The sequence below is a fragment of the Streptomyces dysideae genome, from assembly GCF_001514305.1.
Lineage (GTDB): Bacteria > Actinomycetota > Actinomycetes > Streptomycetales > Streptomycetaceae > Streptomyces > Streptomyces dysideae.
Window position 1 is genome coordinate 71,178 of sequence record NZ_KQ949104.1, and the last position, 23,285, is coordinate 94,462.

The following is a 23,285-nucleotide window of genomic DNA, read 5'->3' on the forward strand; positions in this document are numbered from 1 at the left end:
CATGCCCGGACACAGGACAAAGGGGTTCTGCGCGTCGGCCGCCGCACTCGTGCTCTGCGCGGTGCTGGCCGGCTGCGGGGGATCCGGGGACTCGACGGGCGACGGCAAGGTCGTGCTGCGCTACACGTGGTGGGGCAACCCCGACCGCGCGGAACGCACCGAACAGGCCGTCGCCCTCTTCGAGAAACAGCACCCGGACGTGCGGGTGCAGACGTCGTTCTCGGGATACGACGCCTACAAACAGAAGCTCGCCACCCAGGCCGCCGGCGGCGACGCCCCCGACGTGATGCAGCTCGACTACCGCCAGATCGACCAGTACGCCTCCGGTGACGTCCTCCTCGACCTGGCCCAGCAGAAATCCGTACTCCGCACCTCCGAGATCGACCAGGGCCTGCTCGCCACCGGCCGAGTTGACGGCACCCAGTACGCCGTCCCGCAGGGCCGCGGCACCGAGACGGTCGTCTACGACGTCAAGACCTGGCAGGACTCCGGGGTACCGCTCCCGCACGAGGGCTGGACCTGGGACGACTGGGCCGACGCCATGCGCGAGCTGGCGCGGAGGACCGGCCGGCCGGGGGCCACCGACCCGGGCCAGAGCGAGGACGCCTTCGAGGTGTGGCTGCGCGGCCGGGGCAAGTCCCTCTACACCGAGGACGGCCGGCTCGGCTTCACCGCCGACGACCTGACCCGCTGGTGGACCTTCACCGACCGGCTGCGCCGCGAGGGAGCTGTCTCCCCGGCCGAACAGACCACCCAGCTCGACGGATCCGTCGAGAACACCCCGCTCGGCCGTGGCAAGGCCACCTCCGACACCAACTGGGACGCCCCGTCCAGCGGTTACCTCGCGATCATCCCGACCGGGGTCGCGCTCGCGCCCATGCCCTCCGGCGAGGACGGCACGCCCGGCCAGTACTTCAAGCCGTCGATGTTCCTCGGCGTCTCGGCCAACACCGACCACCCGAAGGAGGCGGCGCAGCTCGTCGACTTCCTCATCAACGACCGGGAGGCCGCGGAGATCCTCGGCGCGAGCCGCGGCATCCCCGTCAACGAGACCATCCGCGAGGAAGTCGGCCCCCGGCTCAAGGACTTCGACAAGACCGTCGCCGACTACCAGTCGTCCCTGGAAGGCACCCTCAAGGACCCGCCGCAGGCCCCGCCCTCCGGCGACAACGCCCTGCAGACCACCTTCCAGCGCGACTACGACCAGGTGTCGTACGAGCGCATGTCGCCCCGCGAGGCGGCCGAGAACTACGTCACCGAGGCGAAGGCGGAGCTGAGGTCATGACCACCACCGACGTCCCCGCACGCACCGCACGCCCCTCACGGCCGGCCGTCCCGAAGCGCCGCCCCAGGCGCGAACGCGAGGGCGCCGCCTGGGTGTTCCTCTCCCCATGGGTGCTCGGCGCGACCGTCCTCACCCTGCTCCCGATGGCCGTGTCGCTGTACCTGTCGTTCACCGACTACGACCTGTTCAACCCGCCCCGGTGGGTGGGCCTGCGCAACTACACACAGATGTTCACCGAGGACCCGCGCTACTGGCGCTCGGTCCTGACGACCCTGACGTACGTCGTCCTCGCCGTGCCCCTGCAACTGGCCCTCGCGCTCCTCGTCGCAATCGCCCTGAAGTCCATGAAACGAGGCAAGGCCTTCTACCGCTCAGCCTTCTACGCCCCGTCCCTGCTCGGCGCCTCCATGTCCATCGCCCTCGTGTGGCGGGCGGTCTTCAACGACGGCGGCACCGTGGACAACCTGTTCGGCACCGGCGGCTGGGTCAACAAGCCCGGCTGGGCGCTGCTGGCCGTCGCGCTGCTGACGGTGTGGCAGTTCGGCGCACCGATGGTCATCTTCCTCGCCGGCCTCCAGCAGATACCCGCCGAGCTCTACGAGGCGGCGGCCGTGGACGGGGCAGGCACATGGCGGCAGTTCCTGTCCGTCACCGTGCCGATGCTCTCCCCGGTGCTCTTCTTCAACCTGGTGCTCCAGACCATCCAGGCCTTCCAGGTGTTCACGCCCGCCTTCGCGGTCAGCGCCGGCAAGGGCGGCCCCGCCGACTCGACCCTCGTCTACACCCTCTACCTCTACGACCGCGGCTTCGTCGCCTCTCACATGGGCTACGCCTCCGCCATGGCCTGGGTGCTGCTCCTCGTGATCGGCGCCGTCACGGTGGTGCTGTTCCGGACGTCGCGCTCCTGGGTCTTCTACGCGTCTGACACTGATGGGGGCGCCCGATGACCTCGACTGCCGTTGCTCACAAGCCTGTTCGCCGGCACCGGATCGCCCTGCACCTCGGCTGCCTGGCCGCCCTGCTGGTGATGCTCTACCCGCTGGCCTGGCTGCTCGCCACCTCGCTCAAGCCCGCCGACGAGGTCATCGCCAGCCTCGACCTGCTGCCGGGCCGTCTGGAGTGGTCGAACTACAAGACGGCCATGGACGGCGTGAACGACGTGTCGATCTGGCGACTGCTCTCCAACTCGCTGCTGATCGCGGGCGGCGCGGTCCTCGGCAACGTCATCAGCTGCTCGCTCGCCGCCTACGCCTTCGCCCGCCTCAGGTTCCGGTTCCGTGGCCCGCTGTTCGCCTTCATGATCGCCACGATCATGCTGCCGCACCACGCGGTGCTGATCCCGCAGTACATCATCTTCAACCAACTCGGCCTGGTGAACACCTACTGGCCGCTGATCCTGCCGAAGTTCCTCGCCACGGAAGCCTTCTTCGTCTTCCTCATCGTGCAGTTCATGCGCGGCCTGCCGCGCGAACTGGAGGAGGCGGCCCGGATCGACGGCTGCGGCCCCTTCCGCAGCTTCTTCCAGGTCATCCTGCCGCTGACCCGGCCCGCACTGATCACCACGGCGATCTTCACCTTCATCTGGACCTGGAACGACTTCTTCACCCAGCTCATCTATCTCTTCGACCCGGACAAGTTCACCCTCACGCTCGCCCTGCGGTCCTTCGTGGACGCCTCCAGCACCTCGGCGTTCGGCCCGATGTTCGCCATGTCGGTGATCGCACTGCTGCCGATCGTGCTGTTCTTCCTCGCCTTCCAGCGGTTCCTGGTGGAGGGCATGGCCAGCTCCGGACTCAAGGGGTGAGCGGGATGCGTACACGCGAGCCGGGCGAGGTCTTCGGACCCCGGATGACCCTGTTCGCCGACGTGCTGAGCGTCGGCCTCGCCACGGCGGTCCTGTGCCTGCCCCTCGTGACCGCTCCGGCCGCGCTGTCGACGGCGTGCGCGGTGCTGCGGGGCGCGAGGGAGGACCGGCCCGCCACCGCCGGGCGGTACGTCGCTCTGCTACGGCGGCGGCTGCGGGCCGGCGACCTGGTCGCCGGGGCCGTCGCCCTCGGGGGCCTGTTGCTGCTCGCCGCCGACCTGGCACTGGCGGGGGCGGGGCTGCCCGGGGCGCCGCTCTTCGCGGTGGCCGCCGCCGCGATCGGCGTGGGCGCCGTCGTGGTGGGCCTGCGGGCCTGCGCCCGCCCCGAGTCGCTCACCGACTGGCCCGCGGCCGTGCGCGCGGCCGCCCGGGACGCCGTACAGGACCTGGGCGGCAGCGGGCTGATCCTGCTCGCGGTGGCGACCGCCGCCCTGTGCGCCTGGATGCTGCTGCCGCTCGCCTTCCTGGCCCCGGGGCCGCTCGCGCTGGCGCTCACCGCCGTCGACGTACGGCACGCCGCCTCCCCCGTCACACGGGAGGCGGCGTGACGCCTCAGGAAGTCCCTCAGATCCGGAGGAACTCCCTCAGGCCCGGGCGTCCGGCCCCATCAGCTCGTCCAGGGGGGCGGTGTCCTGCCGTGCGTGCCGCCGTCGCGGCCTCCGGTGGCTGTGGCGGCGGTGGGCGGCACCGGTCGTCATCATGGCCAGGCCCAGACAGAAGATGAGCGCCAGGGCGAGTCCGGAGCTGAAGATGGCCAGCGAGTTCATGGTGGCGATGTCGTTACCGAGGACCGACACGGTGTAATCGGGGCCGCCGGACAGATTGTCGGCGATCAGCAGGCCGGTGAAGGCACCCGTGGCCGCGAGGAGCAGCAGTCCGAGGATCAGCATCCGAGTCATCTCCTCAGGGAGTCGTGCGCACACTGAGTACCCGCGATCGTTGCGCCGTACCGCGGCATCGGCCGTTTCGAAGACGCACGCATGATCGCCGCATCTCTGCCTACCCTGGAGGTGTGGCTCGGTCCAACGACGAGGTCGCCGCGCTTTTCCAGGAGTACGCGGACCTGATCTCGATCACCGGAGGCGACGCGTACAGGGCGCGCGTCTACGAGAAGGCCGCCCGGTCGATCGGCGGCCACCACGCCGAGGTGTCCACCCTCGACACCAAGGGCCTCCAGGCGATCCCCAACGTCGGCAAGTCGATCGCCGAGAAGATCATCGAGTACTTCCAGGGTGGCAGCGTGTCCGCCGTCGAGGAACTGCGGGCGAAGATCCCGGCCGGGGTAAGGCGGCTGACCGCCATCCCCACGCTCGGCCCGAAGAAGGCCTGCGTGCTCTACGAGGAGCTGGGCATCTCCTCCGTCGAGGAACTGGCCGACGCCATCCACGAGGAGCGGCTGCGCGACCTGAAGGGCTTCGGCCCGAAGACGGAGGAGAACATCCTCCACGGCATCGAACTCCTCCAGTCCTCCGGCGACCGCGTCCTCCTCGACGTCGCCATGGACCTCGCCGAGGACGTCGTCGCCGCGCTGTCCGGGGCGCGCGGCTGCAGGCGCTGCGCCTACGCCGGGTCCCTGCGCCGCGTCCGCGAGACGATCGGCGACATCGACGTGCTCGCCGCGGCCACGAAGTCGGGGCCGCTCATGCGGGCGTTCACCGAGCTGCCGTACGTCTCGGAGGTCATCGCCCACGGCGAGAAGAAGACGTCGGTCCGCACCACCAAGGGCCTGGCCGTCGACCTGCGCGTCGTACCGCCGGACTCCTGGGGAGCGGCGCTGCAGTACTTCACCGGCTCCAAGGCGCACAACATCCGCACCCGGGAACTGGCCCTGCACCGGAAGCTGAAGCTCTCCGAGTACGGACTGTTCGACACCGAGAGCGGGGACAAGATCGTCTCCGGGACCGAGGAGGAGGTGTACGCCCGGCTCGGCCTGCCCTGGATCCCGCCGGTCCTGCGCGAGGACCGCGGGGAGATCGAGGCCGGACTGCACGACGAACTGCCCGACCTGGTGCAGGAGTCGGACCTCAGGGGCGATCTGCACACGCACACCGACCTCACCGACGGACTCGCCCCGCTGGAGGAGATGGTCGCCGCGGCGGCCGAACGCGGCTACGCGTACTACGCGATCACCGACCACGGCCCCAACCTCTATATGCAGCGCATGACGGACGAGCGGATGCTGGCCCAGCGCGAACAGGTACGGGAACTCGACGGCGCGTACGGCAGACACGGCAGGCGCGAGAAGCAGGACAGGCGCGGCGGGATGCGGCTGCTGCACGGCGTGGAGCTGAACATCGACCCCGACGGTGAGGTGGACTGGCCGGAGGAGTTCCTGGACGGCTTCGACCTGTGCGTGGCCTCGGTGCACTCGCACTTCAACCAGTCGCGCGAGGCACTGACCCGACGTCTCGTGCGGGCCTGCGAGAACCCGTACGTCGACATCATCGGCCACCCGACCACCCGCATCCTCGGCAAACGGCCGGGCCTCGACGCCGACTTCGACGCGGTCTTCGCCGCCTGCGAGCGCACCGGTACCGTCCTGGAGATCAACGCGCATCCGGACCGCCTCGACCTGGGTGACGAGGACATCCTGCGGGCGAAGCGGCACGGCGTGAAGTTCGCCGTCGACAGCGACGCCCACTCCACCCTGCACCTGGCCGACATGCGCTACGGCGTGGGGACCGCGCAGCGCGGCTGGCTGACCAAGGACGACGTGATCAACACCTGGACCCTGACGCGGCTGAAGCGGTTCCTGCGCAAGGGTCGGTAGCGTCAGCGGGGTTGATAGGCCCTGGGCAGACGCATGCCGCGGTCGGCCATGATCTGCCGGACGCGGTCCGGGTAGTTGGTGATGATGCCGTCGACGCCCATGTCCATCAGCGCCTCGACGGTGGCCGGGTCGTCACAGGTCCACGGGACGACCTTCAGGCCCCTGGCGTGGGCCTCGGTGACCATCGTGGGGTCGGCGTAGAAGCGGAAGCCGGGATCGCCGACCTTGCCGCTCTGCGGGAAGCCGTAGTTGGGGGAGAGGGCCCTCACGCCGGGGAGGGTGGCGGCCGCCTTCACGAAGTCGCCGCCGTAGTCGTCCGCGTCGATCCCGCCGAGCCACGGTGAGGCGCCGGGCTTGCCGACCTGGAGGAAGTCGTAGTTGGTGAGCGCGACCAGCGGCCACCTCGGGGCCAGCCTGTGCATCGCCCTGAGCGCGCCCCAGTCGAAGGACTGGATGGTGACCTGGCGCTCGATGCCCGAGGCGCGGATCGCCTCGAAGACCCGGCGCACGAACAGCTCACGCGGCGCGGTCTGTTCGGGGGCGCCCGCCTCGACCTTCGTCTCGATGTTGAGCGTGACCTGTCTGGCGCGGTAGCTCTTCACCAGGTTCAGGACGTCCTTCAGCTCGACCATCCGGGCACCGCTGACGACCTCCTGTTCGGGGAATCCGGGCAGTTGCTGGTAACCGCAGTGCATGGTCCTGATCTGGGCCAGTGTCAGGTCCTTGATGTACTTGCCGACGTACGGGTACATCGGGTCGCCCGGTACGACCGGCGCCGTGTCCCGGCACTTCTGGGCACTGACCTGCCGGTCGTGGGTGACGACGACCTTCTCGTCCCTGGTGACCTGGGTGTCCAGCTCCAGAGTGGACACCCCGAGCCGCAGCGCCTTGCCGAAGCCCTCCAGGGTCGACTCGGTCGTCATGCCGATGCCGCCGCGGTGGGCCTGGAGGTCGAAGCGGGCCTGGTGCGGCGGGACGCCGGAGCCGTCGTGCGCCGTGGCGTGCGCGGCCGCCGGGGAGACGAGCAGCGGCACCAGCGCCAGGCCGGCGAGGCCACCTCGTACGGACATCGCAACCTCACTCCTGTCGGTTCGTTGGTGACCGTCGGTTCCTCCGCCGATCTCCTGGCATGTCCGAGAGTTAATGGGCCATCAGGGTGCATGCGGTGTGAAAGGGCTGTTGCGGTGCCAATCATCTTGTCATGGACCTGCGGTCCGACGGGCGGGTCGCAGCCTCATGGAGGTGTGGAATGCACCGCAGACTCGCCACCGGTCCTGCAGCCTCAACTCTCCCCCTCCTCACGGCCGTTGCCACCACCACCGCCGACGTCGCTCCCGCCGACAAGCCCCAGGCCATCGCGAGCTGGACCCAGACCAGCGCGTCCAGCTACAGCCTCTGGGCCGCGGCCCGCACCAACCAGGCAGGCTGGTCCGTACAAGGCGGCGGGCGTCTTCAGCGCGGACAAGTCGCGCCTGGACAGCGCCTTCTACGAGGACCTCAAGCGCGTGTGCGCCGGCTACAGCGGCGGCGCGAAGAGTGCGTGCAACAGCACGGCGTGGACGTACTACCGGGCTGTGAGGACGTTCGGCTGACAGGGTGCGGGTCGGCGACGGGGCTGAGCTCGTGCACGCCTCGGCCCGGCTGTTCCGGGTGAACAGCCGGGCCGAGGAGGCAGTTGTGTGGTCAGTCCGCCGCGCGGAAAGAGCGCAGGCGGAGGGAGTTGCCGACGACGAACACCGAGGAGAAGGCCATGGCCGCCCCGGCGATCATCGGGTAGAGCAGGCCGGCCGCGGCGAGGGGCAGGGCGGCGACGTTGTACGCGAAGGCCCAGAACAGGTTGGAGCGGATGGTGCCGAGGGTCCTGCGGGCCAGGCGGATGGCGTCGGCCGCGGCGCGCAGGTCACCGCGTACCAGGGTCAGGTCGCCGGCCTCGATCGCCGCGTCCGTGCCGGTGCCCATGGCCAGCCCGAGGTCGGCCTGGGCCAAGGCGGCCGCGTCGTTGACGCCGTCGCCGACCATCGCGACCGAACGGCCCTCGCCCTGCAGCCGCTTGACGACGTCGACCTTGTCCTGCGGCAGCACCTCGGCGATGACGTCCTCGGGCGCGATGCCGACCTCACGGGCGACGGACTCGGCCACGGCCCGGTTGTCGCCGGTCAGCAGGATCGGTGTCAGACCGAGGGCACGGAGTCGGGTGATCGCCTCGGGGCTGGTCTCCTTCACCGCGTCGGCGACCTCCAGGACCGCCCGCGCCTCACCGTCCCAGGCGACGGTGATGGCCGTACGACCGGCCGCCTCGGCCTCGGACTTGGCGCGCTGCAACTCCTCCGGCAGTTCCATCGCCCCTTCCCTCAGCAGCCGTTCGCGGCCCACGAGCACCGCGTGGCCCTCGACGATGCCCTGTACCCCGAGCCCGGGCACGTTTGCGAAGTCCTCGGGAGTGGGCAGCGACCCCAGCTTCGCCACCGCCCCGTCGGCGACGGCACGGGCGATCGGGTGCTCGGAGGAGTGCTCCAACGCGCCCGCGAGCCGCAGGACTTCGGCCTCGTCGGCGTTGTCGGCGGTGTGCACGGCGAGCAGGGTCATCCGGCCCGTGGTCACGGTGCCTGTCTTGTCGAGGACGATCGTGTCGACCTTGCGCGTGGACTCCAGCACCTCAGGACCCTTGATCAGGATGCCGAGCTGGGCGCCCCGCCCGGTGCCGACCATCAGCGCGGTCGGCGTGGCCAGCCCGAGGGCGCACGGGCAGGCGATGATCAGTACGGCGACGGCTGCGGTGAAGGCGGCCGCCGGACCGGCGCCGTTGCCCAGCCAGAAGCCCAGGGTGCCCAGCGCGAGGGCGATCACGATCGGCACGAAGACGGCGGAGATCCGGTCCGCGAGCCGCTGCGCCGCCGCCTTCCCGTTCTGCGCGTCCTCCACCAGCCTGGCCATCCGGGCCAGTTGGGTGTCGGCGCCGATCCGGGTCGCCTCGACGACGAGCCGGCCGCCCGCGTTGACCGTGGCGCCGGTGACGGGGTCGCCCGCGGAGACCTCGACGGGGACTGACTCGCCGGTGAGCATCGAGGCGTCCACCGCCGACGAACCCTCGACGACCGTGCCGTCGGTTGCGATCTTCTCGCCGGGCCGGACGAGGAAGCGGTCGCCGACCTTCAACTCCGGCACGGGGACGGTCCGTTCGGTTCCGTCGGGACGCAGTACGGTGACGTCCTTCGCGCCCAGTTCCAGCAGCGCCCGGAGCGCCGCGCCCGCCTTCCGCTTGGAGCGGGCCTCGAAGTACCGCCCGGCCAGGATGAAGGCGGTGACACCGGCGGCGGCCTCCAGATAGATGTTCCCGGCGCCGTCACTGCGGGAGATGGTCAGCTCGAAGGGGTGCGTCATGCCCGGCTCGCCCGCGGTCCCGAGGAACAGCGCCCACAGCGACCAGCCGAACGCGGCCGACGTGCCGACCGAGATCAGCGTGTCCATGGTGGCCGCGCCGTGCCGCAGATTGGTGAACGCCGCCTTGTGGAAGGGCCATCCGGCGTATGTCACGACCGGCGCCGCGAGGGTCAGGGACAGCCACTGCCAGTACTCGAACTGCAGGGCCGGGATCATCGCCATCGCGATGACGGGGACGGCGAGCGTCACAGCCGTGATCAACCTCTGCCGCAGTGGCCGCAGTTCGTCGTCCTCCTCGGCACTGTGCTCCGGAACGTCCCGGACCGGCTCCTGAGCCGTGTACCCGGTCGCCTCGACGGTCGCGATCAGGTCCTGGACGGAGACGTCCCCGTCGTAGCTGACCTTCGCCTTCTCGGTGGCGTAGTTGACGGTGGCCGTCACGCCGTCCATGCGGTTCAGCTTCTTCTCGATGCGCGCCGCGCACGAGGCACAGGTCATGCCGCCGATGGCTAGCTCTACCTCGGCGGTGGCGCCGGTCGGGGTCGTGGTGGTCATCACTGCTCCTCGTACGGGTGGAGCGCCGGAACCCGGTGCCGGCCGGGTCCCGGCACTGCGGTGGATGCGGGTCAGGCCCGGCCGGTCAGCTCGTAGCCGGCCTCGTCGACGACCTCGGCGATCAGGGCGTCGTCCGGCTGGGCGGCGCCGGTGACGGTGACGTGACCGCGGCCGAGGTCGACGTCGACGCCGGTCACACCGTCCAGGTCGCCGATGGCCTTCGTGAGCGTCGCCTTGCAGTGGCCGCAGGACATTCCGGAGACGGCGTACGTGGTGGTGGACACGGTTCCTCCCGAAGGGTGCGGTAGCGGTCGACCGGAATACCGGGCGGGGGTATCCTGGCATCGTGGTCATGTATACCCCCAGGGGGTAGAGAAGGCAAGAGGCTCATCGGGGTTGACTTGATACCCTCTGGGGGTATGGTGAGGGTCGGCATGACGTACGGGAAGATCGAACCTTGCGTCATCTCGGGGTGCCCTTCGCGTGAGTCGGTATGGGCCGGCCGGGCCCGGCCGGAATCCGGCGGACCACCTGCCGGAGTGCGGGGCGCTGCGCCGGGCCCGGGACGTCGGATCCGCCCTCGACGACCAGCTGCCCGGTGTCGGTCACCCGACCCACCGCCCCGGTGCGGTGAAAGCCGTCGGCGGTGAAGAAACGGGCGTCGAGCGCGGGGGAGCGCCAGTAGCCGCGCACCGTGGCGGGACCGCGGACGAGCAGATGGCCGCTCGCCCCGGCCGGCGCCTCGCGGCCCTCGTCGTTCACGACCCGCACCTCGTCGTCGGCCGACGGTGGGGTGCCGGAAGGCATGGCTGATCCGGGCCTTCGTCAAGGAGATCGGCTGCGCCACCGCCGCCGACGTCCTCGCCTGTCTGCGCGTCAAACCCGCCCCGCTGTCGCCGCCGCCCAGGTCAAGGCGCCCGTCCGGCCCTTCGAGGCGAGCCTGTCCTCCTGACGCCCTGTCACCGTGCCCCGGGCCGCCGTCAGCCCAGGGCACGGTCCAGGTTGAAGGCCGCGCTGATCAGCGCGAGATGCGTGAACGCCTGCGGGAAGTTGCCCTGTTGCTCGCCCGTGTGGCTGAGCTCCTCGGCGTACAGGCCCAGGTGGTTGGCGTACGTCAGCATCTTCTCGAAGGCCAGCCGCGCCTCGTCGACCCGGCCGGCGCGGACCATGGCCTCGACGTACCAGAACGAGCAGATCGAGAACGTCCCCTCGTCGCCCCGCAGTCCGTCGGGGCTGGCCTGCGGGTCGTAGCGGTAGACCAGGGAGTCCGACACCAGGTCCTGGGTGAGGGCGTCCAGCGTGGACAGCCACTTGGGGTCGGTGGGCGCGATGAACTTCGCCAGCGGCATCATCAGCACGGCCGCGTCGAGCACGTCGCCGTCCTCGTGCTGGACGAAGGCCTGGCGCGTCTCGGACCAGCCCCGGCTCATGATCCGCCGGTAGATGGTGTCGCGGCTCTGCCGCCAGCGGGGCAGGTCGGCGGGCAGGCCGCGCCGGTTGGCCATGCGGATGGCCCGCTCGATCGCCACCCAGCACATCAGCCGCGAGTACAGGAAGTTCTTGCGGCCGCCGCGGGTCTCCCAGATACCCTCGTCCGGCTGGTCCCAGTGCTCGCACACCCACTCCACCAGGGCGCACACGTCGTCCCACTGGTCGCTGGAGATCGGCTGCGCCCACTTGTCGTAGAGGTAGATCGAGTCGATCAGCGCGCCGTAGATGTCGAGCTGGAGCTGGTCGGCGGCGGCGTTGCCGACCCGCACCGGCGCGGAGCCGTGATGCCCTTCCAGGTGGTCGAGTTCGCGCTCTTCGAGGTCGGTGCGGCCGTCGATGCCGTACATGATCTGCAGCGGCCCGGAGTGTCCGCCGTCGCCCGGAGCGACGTGTCGGGTCACGAACTTCATGAACGCCTCGGCCTCGCCCGTGAACCCCAGCCGCAGCAGCGCGTACACACAGAAGGCGGCGTCGCGTACCCACACGTACCGGTAGTCCCAGTTGCGCTCGCCGCCCAGCTGCTCGGGGAGGCTTGTCGTCGGCGCGGCGACGATCGCGCCGGTGGGCGCGTAGGTGAGCAGTTTCAGGGTGAGGGCGGAGCGGTGCACCATCTCCCGCCAGCGGCCCCGGTACTTGGAGGCGGACAGCCAGCGCCGCCAGTAGGTGACCGTGCTGTTGAACTGCTCCTCGGCCTCGGTCCGCGCGCAGCGGCGCGGGGTCACCTCGCCGCCGACCTGGTCCAGCGCGAACACCGCGGACTCGCCCTCGGTGAGCTTGAACTCGGCCCGGGCGTCCAGGTCGTCGGTCTCCAGCGGCACGGTCGCGGTCAGGCCCAGCGACAGCTTGGCGGACTCGAAGACCGCCACGTCGCCGGCCATGTGGACGGTGTGCGGCCGGCTGCCGTAGTCGAAGCGCGGCGCGACCCGCGTACGGAACGGGATGGAGCCGCGTACGCACACCACCCGCCGGATCAGCCGGTGCCGTTCGGTCTCGACCGAGTCGCCGTCGACGGGCATGAAGTCCTGCACCTCACCGACGCCGTCCTCGGTGAAGAACCGCGTGATCAGGACGTTCGTGTCCGGGAAGTAGAACTGTTTCGTGTGCGCCGGCACGGCCGCCGCCAGCTCGAACGACCCGCCCCGCTCAGCGTCCAGGATCCCGGCGAACACGCTCGGCGCGTCGAAGGACGGGCAGCAGTACCAGTCGATCGTGCCGTTGCTCCCGACCAGGGCCACACTGCGCAGATCGCCGATCAGCCCGTGCTCGGCGATCGGCAGATAGCGAGAAGCCCCGGGTACGTCCGTGCCGTCGGGTGTTCCGCTCATCGCAGCCTCCCTCGCCTCAGCTTAGGCGGATCCGGCAGCGCGCGTACCGGGAACGGGGCTCAGACCGCGACGACCCTGATCCCGGCCTCCTCGAACCGCCGTATCGCCTCCGGGGCCGCCGCCGTGTCCGTGACCAGCGTGTCCACCGCCTCGGCCGCGCAGATCCGGGCGAACGCCCGCTGCCCCAGCTTGCTGGAGTCGGCGGCCACGATCACCCGCTCGGCCCGCTCGCACAGCAGCCGGTTGATCGCCGCCTCCGCCTCGTCGTGCGCCGCGGCACCGTGCGTGACGTCGAAGGCGACGACGCCGAGCACCGCCACGTCGACGGTGATCTGGCTCAGCACCCCGTCCGCGAGCGGGCCGATGAGCTCGTACGACTGTGCCCGGGCGACCCCGCCGGTCACCACGATCTTGAACTGGGGGCGTACCGCCAGCTCGTTGGCGATGTTGAGCGCGTTGGTGACGACGGTCAGCGCCGGCGAGCCCGACGCGAGGTCGCCCCGCACGGCCAGGGCACGCGCCACCTCGGTGGTGGTCGTCCCGCCGGTCAGCCCGACCGCCTCACCGGGCGCGATGAGACCGGCCACCGCCTTGGCGATGCGCTGCTTCTCGGAGGCGCGCCGCGCCGTCTTGTAGCGCAGCGGCAGTTCGTACGACACGCCGTGCACCACCGCGCCGCCCCGGGTGCGGACCAGCATCTGCTGCTCGGCGAGCTGGTCGAAGTCACGGCGGATCGTGGCCGACGAGACCTCCAGCTCGGCGGCCGCCTCCTCGACGTCCAGCCGGCCCCGCTCGACGAGCAGTTCCAGCAGCGCCTTCCAGCGGGCGTCGCGCGACATCCGCACCCTCCGATCCTCGATCTACCGGCGACCCTAGCGCACCCCCGCTCCGCCCGGATGCTTGATTGTGCTCGAAAGATCGCTATATCTTGCAAGAACAATCAAACCAGTGGAGGGGTTCGCCATGACGCACGTCGAGGACGAGCTGGCCGGCCAGCCCGAGTGCTGGACCCGGGCCGCGGCGGAGGCGCCCGGGCACGCCGGGGCACTGCCGGCGCCGGGGGAGCGGGTCGCGATCGTCGGCTGCGGCACCTCGTACTTCATGGCGCAGTCGGCCGCCGCCCTGCGCGAGGGCGCGGGGCAGGGCGAGACGGACGCCTTCGCCGCCTCGGAGTTCCCGCCCGGCCGTTCGTACGACCGGGTCGTCGCCCTCAGTCGCTCGGGTACGACGACCGAAGTCCTCGACCTGCTCGGCGAGTTGAGGGGAAGCACCCGGACGACCGCCGTCACCGCGGACCCCGCCACGCCCGTCATGGCGGCCGCCGACGACGTCGTCGTCCTCGGCTTCGCGGACGAACGCTCCGTCGTCCAGACCCGGTTCGCGACCACCGCGCTCACCCTGCTCCGCGCCCACCTGGGCCTGCACACCGACGCCGTCGTAGCCGACGCCCGCACCGCGCTGACCGCCCCGCTGCCCGAAGGCCTCGTCGACCGCACCCAGTTCACCTTCCTCGGCCACGGCTGGACCGTGGGACTCGCCCACGAGGCCGCGCTGAAGATGCGCGAGGCCGCGCAGTCCTGGACCGAGGCCTACCCGGCGATGGAGTACCGGCACGGCCCCATCAGCATCACCACCCACGGCACCGCGACCTGGATGCTCGGCCAGGCGCCCGAGGGGCTCGCCGAACAGGTGCGGGAGACCGGCGGGTTGTGGGTGGCGGGCGACCTGGACCCGCTCGCCGAGCTGGTCCGCGCCCAGCGCCTAGCGGTCGCCGTCGCCGAGTCCCGCGGCCTCGATCCGGACCGGCCGCGCCATCTGACCCGCTCGGTGATCCTGACCCCGTGACGCGCTGAGAAAGGAACAGGCCGTGCCCCTCGTCACCACCGGTGAGCTCGTCACCCGCGCCGCCGCAGCCCGCTCCGCCGTCGCCGCCTTCAACATCATCACGCTGGAACACGTCGAGGCGGTCATCGCCGGCGCGGAGTCCGTGAGTTCGCCCGTCGTTCTCCAGGTCAGCGAGAACGCCGTCAAGTTCCGTTACGGCCGCCTCCTCCCGCTTGCCCGCGCCGCCGTCTCCGCCGCCGAACGCGCCGCCGTCCCCGTCGCGCTGCACCTCGACCACATCCAGAGCGACGACCTGCTGCGGCAGGCTCCCGACGCCGGATTCAGCTCCGTGATGTACGACGCGGCCCGCCTGCCCTACGCCGAGAACCTCGCCGCGACCCGGGCCGCCGCCCACTGGGCGCACGCCCAAGGCCTTTGGATCGAGGCCGAGTTGGGCCGGATCGGCGGCAAGGCCGGGCAGGGTGGGTGGGAGAGATCCGGGCAGGGTGGGTGGGAGAGATCCGCCCGGCCGCCCCTCGACGCGCACGCGCCCGGCGCCCGCACCGACCCGGCCGAGGCCCACGCCTTCGTCGCCGAATCCGGCGTCGACGCCCTCGCCGTCGCCATCGGAAGCGCGCACGCCATGACCACCCGTACGGCCACCCTCGACCACGACCTCCTCAAACGGCTGTCCGCCACCCTGGACGTCCCCCTTGTCCTGCACGGCTCATCCGGAGTCCCCGACGGCGAACTCACCGCGGCGGTCGCGGGCGGCATCGCCAAGGTCAACATCGGCACCGCCCTCAACATCGCCATGACCGGCGCCATCCGCGCGTTCCTCGCCGCCCACCCCGAGGCGGTCGACTCGCGCAAGTACCTGAGCGTGGGACGGGAGGCGATGGTCCGGGCGGTGGCGGGGATCATCCGGGTGCTCGGGACTCCCTGACAGCGCACCCCGCATACAACTTTTTTCCAGGGCACCGACCGCCGCACCCCCGCCGACTTCACCGGCGCCGTCCGCGGCGCCGTCCCGCTCTCGGTACGGCTGCTGCGCGCCATGACGGTGATCCGACGGAGCGAGATCGAGTCTTACCGTCTGAACCGCTACCGCCTCGGGGACCCCGAGGCGCGCTGACGGGCCGACTGGTACTTTCCGGCCATGCGCGAAACCCGCCTCCACCTCGGCGAACCGCCCGTCGTGGCGGGCGTCGGCGTCGGCGTGCACGGGGTCGCGAGCCGTACCGACGTCTTCCGGCTGCCCGAGCTGTGGCAGCTGCACCTGTACGAGTACGACGCCGAACTCGTCGTCGACGGCACCCCGCACACCATCCGCCCCGGCCGGGTGAGCCTGGTCCCGCCGGGCGTCACGGTCCGCTACCGCTACCAGGGCCGCTCCCAGCACCTCTACGCCCACCTGCGCATCCTCGCCACCGAGCCCGCCCGCACCGTCCCGGTCGTCCAGGACACCGGCCCCGAATTCCCCTTCCTCAGCGCCCTGCTGCGGCAGGCGGTCACCGCCGTACCCCGCGAACCCGAACGCACCCGCGCCGAGCTCTGGACCGCGCTGTGGCGCATCGCCCAGCTCACCCCGGCCACTGACCGGCCCGCCCCACACCCGGCGGTCAGCGCCGCCCTCGCCTACATCGAGGCGAACCTGGCCGCCCCCCTGACCGTGCCGGACATCGCGCGGGCCGCCGGCGTCTCGCACAACCACCTCACCCGGCTGCTGCGCGCCGCCACCGGCACCACGGTGGTCGGCTACCTCCGCCGCCGCAGACTCGACCGCGCCCACCACCTGCTGCGCGCCTCGACCCTCTCCATCTCCGCCGTCGCCGCCTCGGTCGGCATCCCCGACCTCCAGGCGTTCAACAAGGCATGCCGCCGCGAACTGGGCGCCTCGCCCCGCGCGCTCAGAGGCGCTACTCCTTGACGGCCTTCAGCACGACGAACTTCGGGTCACTGGCCATGAGCCGACTGTTGCCGAACAGCTTCCGCAGCTTCACGTGATAGCCGAGATGCCGGTTCCCGATCACCCACAGCTCCCCGCCGGGCCTCAGCACGCGCCGCGCCCCCGTGAACATCCGCCACGCCGTCGTGTCGGTCGTCGCCTGGTGCGAGTGGAACGGCGGATTGTTCAGCACGACATCGACGCTCCCGGCCGGCACCCCCGCCAGCCCGTCCCCGACCCGGAACTCGGCATGTCCGGGCACGCCGTTCGCCTTGTACGTGGCCTCAGCGGAGGCCACGGCCTGGAACGACTCGTCCACGAACAGCACCTCGGCCTCCGGATCGGCCAGCGCCACCGCCGTACCGACGACACCGTTGCCGCACCCGAGGTCCACGACCCGCCGGGCACCCTTGCCGCCCGGCAGATGCTGCAGGAAGAACCGGGTCCCGATGTCGAGCCGGTCGGCGCAGAAGACCCCGGCGTGATTGACGACCGTGCGTCCCGAGACCGGGCCGATGCCGTCGGGGAGGGCATAGCGGTACGGCCACGGGTTCGCGGCGGCGGCCCGCTCCGGTGACGGCCCGGGCGTGCAGAGGATGAGCCGCGCCTTCTTCTCGGCGAGCGACGTACGTGTCGGCCCGAGGATCCGCTCGAACAGTTCCAGCGTCGAGGTGTGGATCTCCTTCACCATGCCCGTGCCGACGACCACCGTGCCCTCGTGCACCGCGGGTGCCAGCCGCAGCAGCTGGTCCTCCAGCAGCGCGAGGCTCTTGGGCACCCGCACGAGCAGGACGTCGACCCGGCCGGGCGGCGCGTCCTGGGTCGTGAGCAACCGCACGGCGCCGGGCTCGACGCCGTTGCGCGCGAGGTTCGCCCGGGTCGCCTCCTGGGCCAGATACGAGTCGGTGATCTGCGTCGGCCGGTGCGCCGCGAGCGCCGTGACCAGGGCGCCCCAGCGGTCGCCGACGACCACGACCGTGCCGGACAGCGGGACCTCCCGCTCCGCGAGATGCCTGAGGAGATACTCGTCGGAGGCGTCCCAGGCGCGCAGCCGGTCACGCGGATCCGCGGGGAAGCGGGCCAGCGCGAGCTCGCTCCAGGGCGTCGTCATACGGTCGTTCATCGTGCGTCAAGGCTAGCGGAGCCGCAGCTCAGCGAGTGTCGGGCAGGATGGGAGGCATGGACGCCGAGCTGTTCCCCAGAGCCCGCACGGAGGTCGCGCCGGGCGCGCTGCACCTGCCGGACTGGCTGGACACGGGCCTGCAGCGCGAGCTGCTGGCGGCCTGCCGGTGGGGGTCCCCCCGGTCGAGCGAAGCCGAGACTGGGGGAGGGCCCGCCCGCCGGCCGGCCTGCGCACCGTCCGGACACCCGGCGGCGGCACGATGACCGCGCGGCAGGTGTGCCTGGGCCGGCACTGGTACCCGTACGCCTACGCCCGGACCGTCGTCGACGGTGACGGCGCCCCGGTGAAGCCGTTCCCGCAATGGCTGGGCGAGCTGGGCGGACGCGCCGTGCGGGACGCCCTCGGCATCGCACCGGTGCCGTACGACATCGCACTGATCAACTTCTATGACGCCGACGCCCGCATGGGCATGCACCGTGACAGCGACGAGGAGTCGGACACGCCGGTGGTGTCCCTGAGCCTCGGCGACACCTGCGTGTTCCGCTTCGGCAACGCCGAGACCCGGACCCGGCCCTACACCGACGTGGAACTGCGCAGCGGCGACCTGTTCATCTTCGGCGGACCGTCCCGGCTCGCCTACCACGGTGTGCCGCGCGTGCACCCGGGCACGGCACCACCGGAGTTGGGGCTGACGGGACGGCTGAACGTCACCCTCCGGGTCAGCGGCCTCTGAGACCGCGTCCACGGCCACCGGACGAACGGATCATGGGAGACTCGCCCTCATGAGCGGCAAGGCGGACCCCCGGACGGCGGGGGAAGGAACCACCTCGAGGACGCGACTGGACCGGGGGCGAGGTGCGCTCGGACCCGCGTTGGAACTCGTGCACACCGGCCGCGCGCCGACCCGTGCCGTACTCACCGCCGAGCTCGGCGTCACCCGGGCCACGGCCGGCGCGGTCGCCGCCGAGCTGGAGGCGCTCGGCCTGATCCAGGTCGACGCCCGGCCCGGCGCCGCCGCCGGTTCGCAGGGCCGCCCCTCGCACCGCCTCTCCGTCGCCGAGGACGGTCCCGTCGTCCTCGCCGCTCAGGTGCACGCCGACGGGTTCCGGGCGGCGCTGGTCGGTCTCGGCGGCCGTATCGTCGCCACCGCGCCCGGCTGTGAGACCGTCGACGCCGACCCGGCGAAGGTCCTCGGGTCGGTCGTGGAGGCGGGCGCGGACCTCCTCCGCACGACCGGCCGGCGCTGCGTCGGCGCAGGCCTCGCCGTACCGTCCGCCGTCGCCGAACCCGACGGCCTGGCCCTGAACCCTCTGCACCTGGCCTGGCCCGTCGGCGCGCCCGTCCGCCGGATCTTCGCGGAGTGCGTGCGTGCGGCCGGGATCACCGGACCGGCGTTCGCCGGCAACGACGTCAACCTCGCCGCCCTCGCCGAGCACCGGCACGGCGCGGGCCGCGGCGCCCGGGACCTGCTGTGCGTGGCCACCGGACACCGGGGCGTGGGCGGCGCGCTGGTCCTGGACGGTCGCCTGCACACCGGCAGTTCGGGCCTGGCCCTCGAGGTCGGTCACCTCACCGTCAACCCCGAGGGCCGCCCCTGCCACTGCGGCAGCCGGGGCTGCCTGGACGTCGAGGCCGACCCGCTGGCCCTCCTCACGGCGGCGGGCCGCGACCCCGGCCCCGAGGTGTCCCTGCTCCAGCAGGCGAAGGACCTGATCCGTACGCACTACACCGACCCGACGGTCCGCACGGCCACCGAGACCCTGATCGACCGCCTCGGCCTCGGCCTCGCCGGCCTGGTCAACATCCTCAACCCGGACCGCATCATCCTCGGCGGCCTCCACCGCACCCTCCTCGACACCGACCCCGACCGCCTGCGCGCCGTCGTCGCCGACCGCAGCCTGTGGGGCCAGAGCGGCGGCGTCCCGATCCTGGCCTGCACCCTGGACCACAACAGCCTGGTCGGCGCGGCGGAACTGGCCTGGCAGCCGGTGCTGGACGATCCGCTGGGGGCGCTGACGTAGGGCCGGTAGGCTCGGGACATGCGGATCTCCGTTTCCTCGGACATGGACGAACCCGTGGCCCGCTCGGTCGTCACGGAACTGCGCAACCGCGGCCACGAGGTCGTACCCCACGGAGCCTTGAGCCCCGGCGCCGACCGGCAATGGGCGGCCTGCTCCGAGGCGGCCGCCCGCGAGGTCGCCGCCGGGAGCGCGGACCAGGCGGTCGTGTGCTGCTGGACCGGCACGGGCGCGTCGATCGCCGCGAACAAGGTGCCGGGCGTACGGGCGGCCCTGTGCACGGACGCCTACACGGCGGCCGGCGCCCGCCGCTGGAACGACGCCAACGTCCTCGCCCTCAGCCTGCGTCTGACGTCCGAGCCCCTGCTCAAGGAGATCCTCGACGCCTGGTTCGCGGCCGAGGCCGGCACGGAGGCCGAGGACCGGGAGAACGTGGCGCACGTCGGCCGACTCGACCTCGGCAGGACGGCTCCCTAGCCCGTCGGCGCGGGTCGTTCACTCCTTCACTGTGCCCAGTCCACGGAGAAGGCGGAGGCCGCGTTGACGGTCAGGATCCGTTCCACCAGCTCCGCACCCACGGCGGCTGCCGGCCGCGGCCGTACCCGCCGCAGCAGATACGGCATCCCGGGGCCGCCGTTGACGGACCGGGCCGCGGCGGTCGTCGTGTCGCCGCCGAGCAGCAGCCGGTCGCCGAAGCCGGCGTCCGCCAGGGCCCGTACCGCGTCCGGCATCCGCCAGTCCGTGGCCCGAGGATCACCCGGTGCGGCGGCACCCCGAACTCCCCGCGCAACGGTCCAGTACGTCCAGCGCGCCGGTTCCCAGTTCCAGGTGTACGGCGATCGGCGCGCCCGTCGCACGATGGGCCTCCGCCGCCGCGCGCATCGTCCGGAGGGCGTGCGCGTCCAGGGCGTGGAAGCCGCCCGCGACCTTGATGAGGCCCGCGCGGACGCCCGACGTGCCGATGCCCGTCGTCAGTTTCGGCGACGAACACCTCGGCGAGCCTGTCACGCAGCCCGGCAAGGGTCTCCTCGGCGTAGTGCACGGTCTGATGCAGCCCGGTCGCGGCCAGCACGTGCACCCCCGTCTCCCGCGCCAGCGGCGGCGGATCGGCGGCCCTCCGGCCCAGCCCGTACGGCGTCCGCTGCACGCCACAGCCCCCGCCCAGCGCCCGGAACGCGGCCAGCTCTGCCCGCGCCGCGGACACGCTGCGCAGCTCCTGCCCGGGGAGTCGAGGGCTGCCGAAGAACAGGTGGTCGTGCGCGTCGCACACGCCGAGCCGCTCCGGGGCCACGTCCCCGAGCACCGTACGGACCGCGCTCACCACTGGCGCCCGCGCGGCAACCGGCCCCGCCCCGGCGCCGACAGATGCAGCACCTCGTACACCTCACCACCCGCCTTGGGCGCATCGTGCTCCCACAGCGAGAAGTGGACGAGCTCCCAGCGGCTCGTGTCCACGGCCGCCGCCGCGAGCACCGCGCCGTCCTCCCCGGCCAGCCGCCCCGTCTCCCGTGCCGCCTCCGCCGCGACTTCGGCCAACCGCACCCCGTCCGGCACCGGTTGGCGCCGCAGCACCGCGACCCGCGCGGCCGAACCGGCGGCGCCGCCCTCCTCGTAGGCCAGGCCGCTCCACTGCCGGACCGAGGGCCGGCCGAAGTCGTCGGGGATCCCCTGGAAAGGGCCTCCCCAGAGGAAGGAGTTCATGCCCTCGACGGTGTTCCACAGATAGAACGGCGCGTACTGGTTGACCGGCGAGCCATGCACACCGCGCTCGCGTATCAGGAACGCCTTCAAACCGAGCCCCTCCCACCCGTCGAGCAGATGCCCCTTGGCGGCGACGCGGTCGCGGATGACGCCCATGTCGTAGTCGGCGGGCAGGGTGATCCCGTACTGCATGGCCTGCAACGGATGCCTCCTCAGGCGGAAGGGGTGGCGGACGCGAGCAGGGACAGCAGCCCCCGGACGCCCGCGTCGAAGGGGGCGGGCGACCCCGCCGCACGAGCCAGGACGTAACCTCCCTGCACCGTCGCGACAATGGCCGCCGCGATCTCCTCGCCGTCCAGCGAGGACGCGAACTGGCCCTGCTCCCTGCCCTCCTCGACGATTCCGGCGATCCGCTCCCGGAGCCAGTCCAGCGTCTCGTCGACCGGCGCGCGCAGTTCGTCGTCGGCGACGACGTCCGGGTCCATCGTCAGCCGCCCGACCGGACAACCGCGCAGCACATCGCGCTCGCGCCGCAGATAGGCCTCGATGCGCTCGTAAGGAGTGCCCGGCCCGCCGAGTACTCCTTCGGCGGTAGCCCGCATCTCCTCAGCCGTCCGCCGTATCGCGGCCAGCGCGAGGTCCGGTTTCCCCTTGAAGTGGTGGTACATGCTGCCCTGCCCGGCGCCTGAGCGCTCCAGGATGGCCTTGGGGCTGGTGCCCACATAGCCGCGCTCCCACAGCAGCTCGCGGGTGGACTCGATCAGTCGCTCCGACGTGTTCACACCTCGACTGTACATACTAGTAGTTACAGAAGTCGAGGCAATGGAGAGGCATTGAGGAGCAGCGACCCGCCGCGCACGTACTCCCCGCGAGGCACCCGCACTGCCGCTGGCCGTACGACGGACCGGACCCCCTGCCGGAGCCAGTCTCGAGACATCACCGCACGACCCATCCGAAACGACTCGGGAGATGACTCGAGATGCAGACCCTCGCGCACTTCGGCGACGGCGGGCCCGGCCCGTGGATCCTGTTCTTCCCGCTGATCTGGGCGGCCGTCGTGGTCGGCGGCATCACCCTGCTGCGTCGCACCGCGTGGCGCGGCCGCCGCGGCGGCCCCTGGCGGACCGACACCGTCGCCGACAACTCACCCATCGCCGTGCTCGGCCACCGCTTCGCCTCTGGCGAGATCGACGAGGACGAGTACCGGCGCCGGCTGTCCGTCCTGGACGAGCAGTTCGGCCGCACGGCGGGCAAGGGCGGTGCGGCATGACCACCGCGGCCGTCACCCGTACGGCCGCCCGGGTCGTCGACGCCGTGAAGGTGTACGGCAGCGGCGACACCGTCGTGAGGGCCCTGGACGGGGTGAGCGTCGACTTTCCGGTCGGCCGGTTCACCGCGATCATGGGGCCCTCGGGCTTCGGCAAGTCCACCCTCATGCACTGCGCGGCCGGCCTCGACACCCTCACCCCGGGCGCCGCCCACATCGGCGACACCGACCTGAGCACCCCCGACGACCGCCGCCTCACCCTGCTGCGCCGCGACCGCGTCGGCTTCGTGTTCCCAGGCGTACAACCTGGTGCCGACGTTGACGGTCGCGGAGAACATCACGCTGCCTCTGGACCTCGCGGGCGGCAACGGCGGCCGCGAGTGGATCGACGCGCTGATCGACTGCTGCGGGCCGTCGGCCAGACCCGGTCCCAGCTGCGGGCCATGTCCGCTGGGAGTCGGCCCCGGTCGCCGCGTTCGGCACGGTCGGCGGGCTCGCCCTCGGCGCCTTCCTCGGCTGGGTCCTGGTGAAGGCCACGGACGGCGCGAGCGACAGCGCCTTCGCGTTCGCGCTGCCGCCCCTGCAGCTCGCGGTGGTGGCATTGGTCGGTCTCGCGGTCGGCGCCCCGGCGGGCCTGTGCCCGGCCCGGCGCGCGGCACGCCTGGACGTACTGCGGGCCATCGCCACCGAGTAACGGCAGGAGCCCACCAACGCCCACTGTCCCAACGCCACC

General features: G+C 71.7%; 21 protein-coding genes and 5 pseudogenes. 15 read left to right on the forward strand and 11 right to left on the reverse strand.

Annotated features, from left to right (window positions below):
- Window position 1 precedes the first annotated feature (1 nt).
- The 4 genes from AQJ91_RS35325 to AQJ91_RS35340 are packed head-to-tail and all read left to right on the forward strand — an operon-like array spanning window position 2 to window position 3,697.
- Window positions 2-1,285, forward strand: coding sequence for an ABC transporter substrate-binding protein (locus AQJ91_RS35325; protein ID WP_067029782.1), 1,284 nt, complete (start codon window positions 2-4; stop codon window positions 1,283-1,285).
- Window positions 1,282-2,232, forward strand: coding sequence for a carbohydrate ABC transporter permease (locus AQJ91_RS35330; protein WP_067029784.1), 951 nt, complete (start codon window positions 1,282-1,284; stop codon window positions 2,230-2,232). Before AQJ91_RS35325 ends, AQJ91_RS35330 begins: the two co-directional genes overlap by 4 nt.
- Window positions 2,229-3,089, forward strand: coding sequence for a carbohydrate ABC transporter permease (locus tag AQJ91_RS35335; protein ID WP_067029786.1), 861 nt, complete (start codon window positions 2,229-2,231; stop codon window positions 3,087-3,089). The genes AQJ91_RS35330 and AQJ91_RS35335 overlap by 4 nt, the downstream gene beginning before the upstream one ends.
- Window positions 3,090-3,094: 5 nt before the next feature.
- Window positions 3,095-3,697: a hypothetical protein gene (locus AQJ91_RS35340; protein ID WP_067029788.1), complete on the forward strand. Its 603-nt coding sequence runs from the start codon at window positions 3,095-3,097 to the stop codon at window positions 3,695-3,697.
- 36 nt (window positions 3,698-3,733) lie between these two features.
- Here AQJ91_RS35340 and AQJ91_RS35345 read toward each other — a convergent pair whose 3' ends face one another.
- Window positions 3,734-4,039, reverse strand: a complete 306-nt coding sequence (locus AQJ91_RS35345; RefSeq protein WP_067029790.1) for a hypothetical protein — start codon at window positions 4,037-4,039, stop codon at window positions 3,734-3,736.
- A gap of 122 nt (window positions 4,040-4,161) precedes the next feature.
- Between AQJ91_RS35345 and polX the strand changes: the two genes are divergently transcribed.
- Entirely contained in the window at window positions 4,162-5,919 is a 1,758-nt protein-coding gene (polX, locus tag AQJ91_RS35350) for a DNA polymerase/3'-5' exonuclease PolX (RefSeq protein WP_067029792.1), read from the forward strand.
- A gap of 2 nt (window positions 5,920-5,921) precedes the next feature.
- Here polX and AQJ91_RS35355 read toward each other — a convergent pair whose 3' ends face one another.
- A complete protein-coding gene (locus AQJ91_RS35355; protein ID WP_067029794.1) occupies window positions 5,922-6,989 on the reverse strand; it encodes a glycerophosphodiester phosphodiesterase family protein in 1,068 nt (355 codons plus the stop codon).
- Between the two features lie 179 nt (window positions 6,990-7,168).
- Here AQJ91_RS35355 and AQJ91_RS50675 point away from each other — a divergent pair.
- Window positions 7,169-7,511: pseudogene (locus AQJ91_RS50675) on the forward strand (phospholipase A2).
- Window positions 7,512-7,602: 91 nt separating this feature from the next.
- Here AQJ91_RS50675 and AQJ91_RS35360 read toward each other — a convergent pair.
- The 5 genes from AQJ91_RS35360 to AQJ91_RS35380 all read right to left on the reverse strand — a co-directional run bounded on the left by AQJ91_RS35360 (window position 7,603) and on the right by AQJ91_RS35380 (window position 13,510).
- Window positions 7,603-9,855, reverse strand: a complete 2,253-nt coding sequence (locus tag AQJ91_RS35360) for a heavy metal translocating P-type ATPase (protein ID WP_067029796.1) — start codon at window positions 9,853-9,855, stop codon at window positions 7,603-7,605.
- A gap of 71 nt (window positions 9,856-9,926) precedes the next feature.
- The gene (locus tag AQJ91_RS35365; RefSeq protein ID WP_079085448.1) at window positions 9,927-10,139 is read right to left on the reverse strand and encodes a heavy-metal-associated domain-containing protein; all 213 of its coding nucleotides are present in this window, start codon (window positions 10,137-10,139) and stop codon (window positions 9,927-9,929) included.
- 178 nt (window positions 10,140-10,317) lie between these two features.
- Complete coding sequence (locus AQJ91_RS58490) at window positions 10,318-10,662, reverse strand: AMP-binding protein (RefSeq protein ID WP_067029798.1); 345 nt, start codon at window positions 10,660-10,662, stop codon at window positions 10,318-10,320.
- Window positions 10,663-10,835: 173 nt separating this feature from the next.
- Window positions 10,836-12,671, reverse strand: coding sequence for a glycoside hydrolase family 15 protein (locus AQJ91_RS35375; protein ID WP_067029800.1), 1,836 nt, complete (start codon window positions 12,669-12,671; stop codon window positions 10,836-10,838).
- 59 nt (window positions 12,672-12,730) lie between these two features.
- The gene (locus AQJ91_RS35380) at window positions 12,731-13,510 is read right to left on the reverse strand and encodes a DeoR/GlpR family DNA-binding transcription regulator (RefSeq protein WP_067029802.1); all 780 of its coding nucleotides are present in this window, start codon (window positions 13,508-13,510) and stop codon (window positions 12,731-12,733) included.
- A 124-nt stretch (window positions 13,511-13,634) separates the two neighbouring features.
- Between AQJ91_RS35380 and AQJ91_RS35385 the strand changes: the two genes are divergently transcribed.
- The 3 genes from AQJ91_RS35385 (at window position 13,635) to AQJ91_RS35395 (ending at window position 16,425) form a co-directional block, all read left to right on the forward strand.
- Window positions 13,635-14,516: an SIS domain-containing protein gene (locus AQJ91_RS35385; protein ID WP_067029804.1), complete on the forward strand. Its 882-nt coding sequence runs from the start codon at window positions 13,635-13,637 to the stop codon at window positions 14,514-14,516.
- Between the two features lie 22 nt (window positions 14,517-14,538).
- Complete coding sequence (locus AQJ91_RS35390) at window positions 14,539-15,441, forward strand: class II fructose-bisphosphate aldolase (RefSeq protein ID WP_067029806.1); 903 nt, start codon at window positions 14,539-14,541, stop codon at window positions 15,439-15,441.
- 213 nt (window positions 15,442-15,654) lie between these two features.
- Window positions 15,655-16,425 carry a helix-turn-helix domain-containing protein gene (locus tag AQJ91_RS35395; protein ID WP_067029808.1) on the forward strand — a complete coding sequence of 257 codons (771 nt, stop codon included), beginning with the start codon at window positions 15,655-15,657 and terminating at the stop codon, window positions 16,423-16,425.
- Here AQJ91_RS35395 and AQJ91_RS35400 read toward each other — a convergent pair.
- Window positions 16,415-17,554 (reverse strand): methyltransferase, encoded by a 1,140-nt coding sequence (locus AQJ91_RS35400; RefSeq protein WP_067029810.1) that lies wholly within the window; start codon window positions 17,552-17,554, stop codon window positions 16,415-16,417. The two genes, AQJ91_RS35395 and AQJ91_RS35400, sit on opposite strands and share 11 nt — an antisense overlap.
- A gap of 68 nt (window positions 17,555-17,622) precedes the next feature.
- On the opposite strand from AQJ91_RS35400, the pseudogene AQJ91_RS35405 reads away from it, so the two are divergent.
- From AQJ91_RS35405 to AQJ91_RS35415, 3 genes and pseudogenes are all read left to right on the forward strand, one after another.
- Window positions 17,623-18,299 (forward strand): annotated as a pseudogene (locus tag AQJ91_RS35405) (alpha-ketoglutarate-dependent dioxygenase AlkB family protein).
- A 49-nt stretch (window positions 18,300-18,348) separates the two neighbouring features.
- Entirely contained in the window at window positions 18,349-19,587 is a 1,239-nt protein-coding gene (locus AQJ91_RS35410) for an ROK family protein (RefSeq protein WP_079085449.1), read from the forward strand.
- 18 nt (window positions 19,588-19,605) lie between these two features.
- Window positions 19,606-20,061 (forward strand): RpiB/LacA/LacB family sugar-phosphate isomerase, encoded by a 456-nt coding sequence (locus tag AQJ91_RS35415; protein ID WP_067029811.1) that lies wholly within the window; start codon window positions 19,606-19,608, stop codon window positions 20,059-20,061.
- 26 nt (window positions 20,062-20,087) lie between these two features.
- On the opposite strand, the pseudogene AQJ91_RS35420 reads toward AQJ91_RS35415, so the two are convergent.
- From AQJ91_RS35420 to AQJ91_RS35430, 3 genes and pseudogenes are all read right to left on the reverse strand, one after another.
- Window positions 20,088-20,905: pseudogene (locus tag AQJ91_RS35420) on the reverse strand (phosphotriesterase family protein).
- The gene (locus AQJ91_RS35425) at window positions 20,902-21,486 is read right to left on the reverse strand and encodes a DUF4865 family protein (protein ID WP_067029813.1); all 585 of its coding nucleotides are present in this window, start codon (window positions 21,484-21,486) and stop codon (window positions 20,902-20,904) included. The pseudogene AQJ91_RS35420 and the gene AQJ91_RS35425 overlap by 4 nt, the downstream one beginning before the upstream one ends.
- An 11-nt stretch (window positions 21,487-21,497) precedes the next feature.
- Window positions 21,498-22,082: a TetR/AcrR family transcriptional regulator gene (locus AQJ91_RS35430; RefSeq protein WP_067029815.1), complete on the reverse strand. Its 585-nt coding sequence runs from the start codon at window positions 22,080-22,082 to the stop codon at window positions 21,498-21,500.
- A 182-nt stretch (window positions 22,083-22,264) separates the two neighbouring features.
- Here AQJ91_RS35430 and AQJ91_RS35435 point away from each other — a divergent pair, with 182 nt between their 5' ends.
- From AQJ91_RS35435 to AQJ91_RS58495, 3 genes and pseudogenes are all read left to right on the forward strand, one after another.
- Window positions 22,265-22,555 carry an SHOCT domain-containing protein gene (locus AQJ91_RS35435; RefSeq protein ID WP_067029817.1) on the forward strand — a complete coding sequence of 97 codons (291 nt, stop codon included), beginning with the start codon at window positions 22,265-22,267 and terminating at the stop codon, window positions 22,553-22,555.
- A gap of 131 nt (window positions 22,556-22,686) precedes the next feature.
- Window positions 22,687-22,953 (forward strand): annotated as a pseudogene (locus tag AQJ91_RS54750) (hypothetical protein); the annotation flags it as partial.
- Window positions 22,954-23,246: pseudogene (locus AQJ91_RS58495) on the forward strand (FtsX-like permease family protein); the annotation flags it as partial.
- Window positions 23,247-23,285 lie beyond the last annotated feature (39 nt).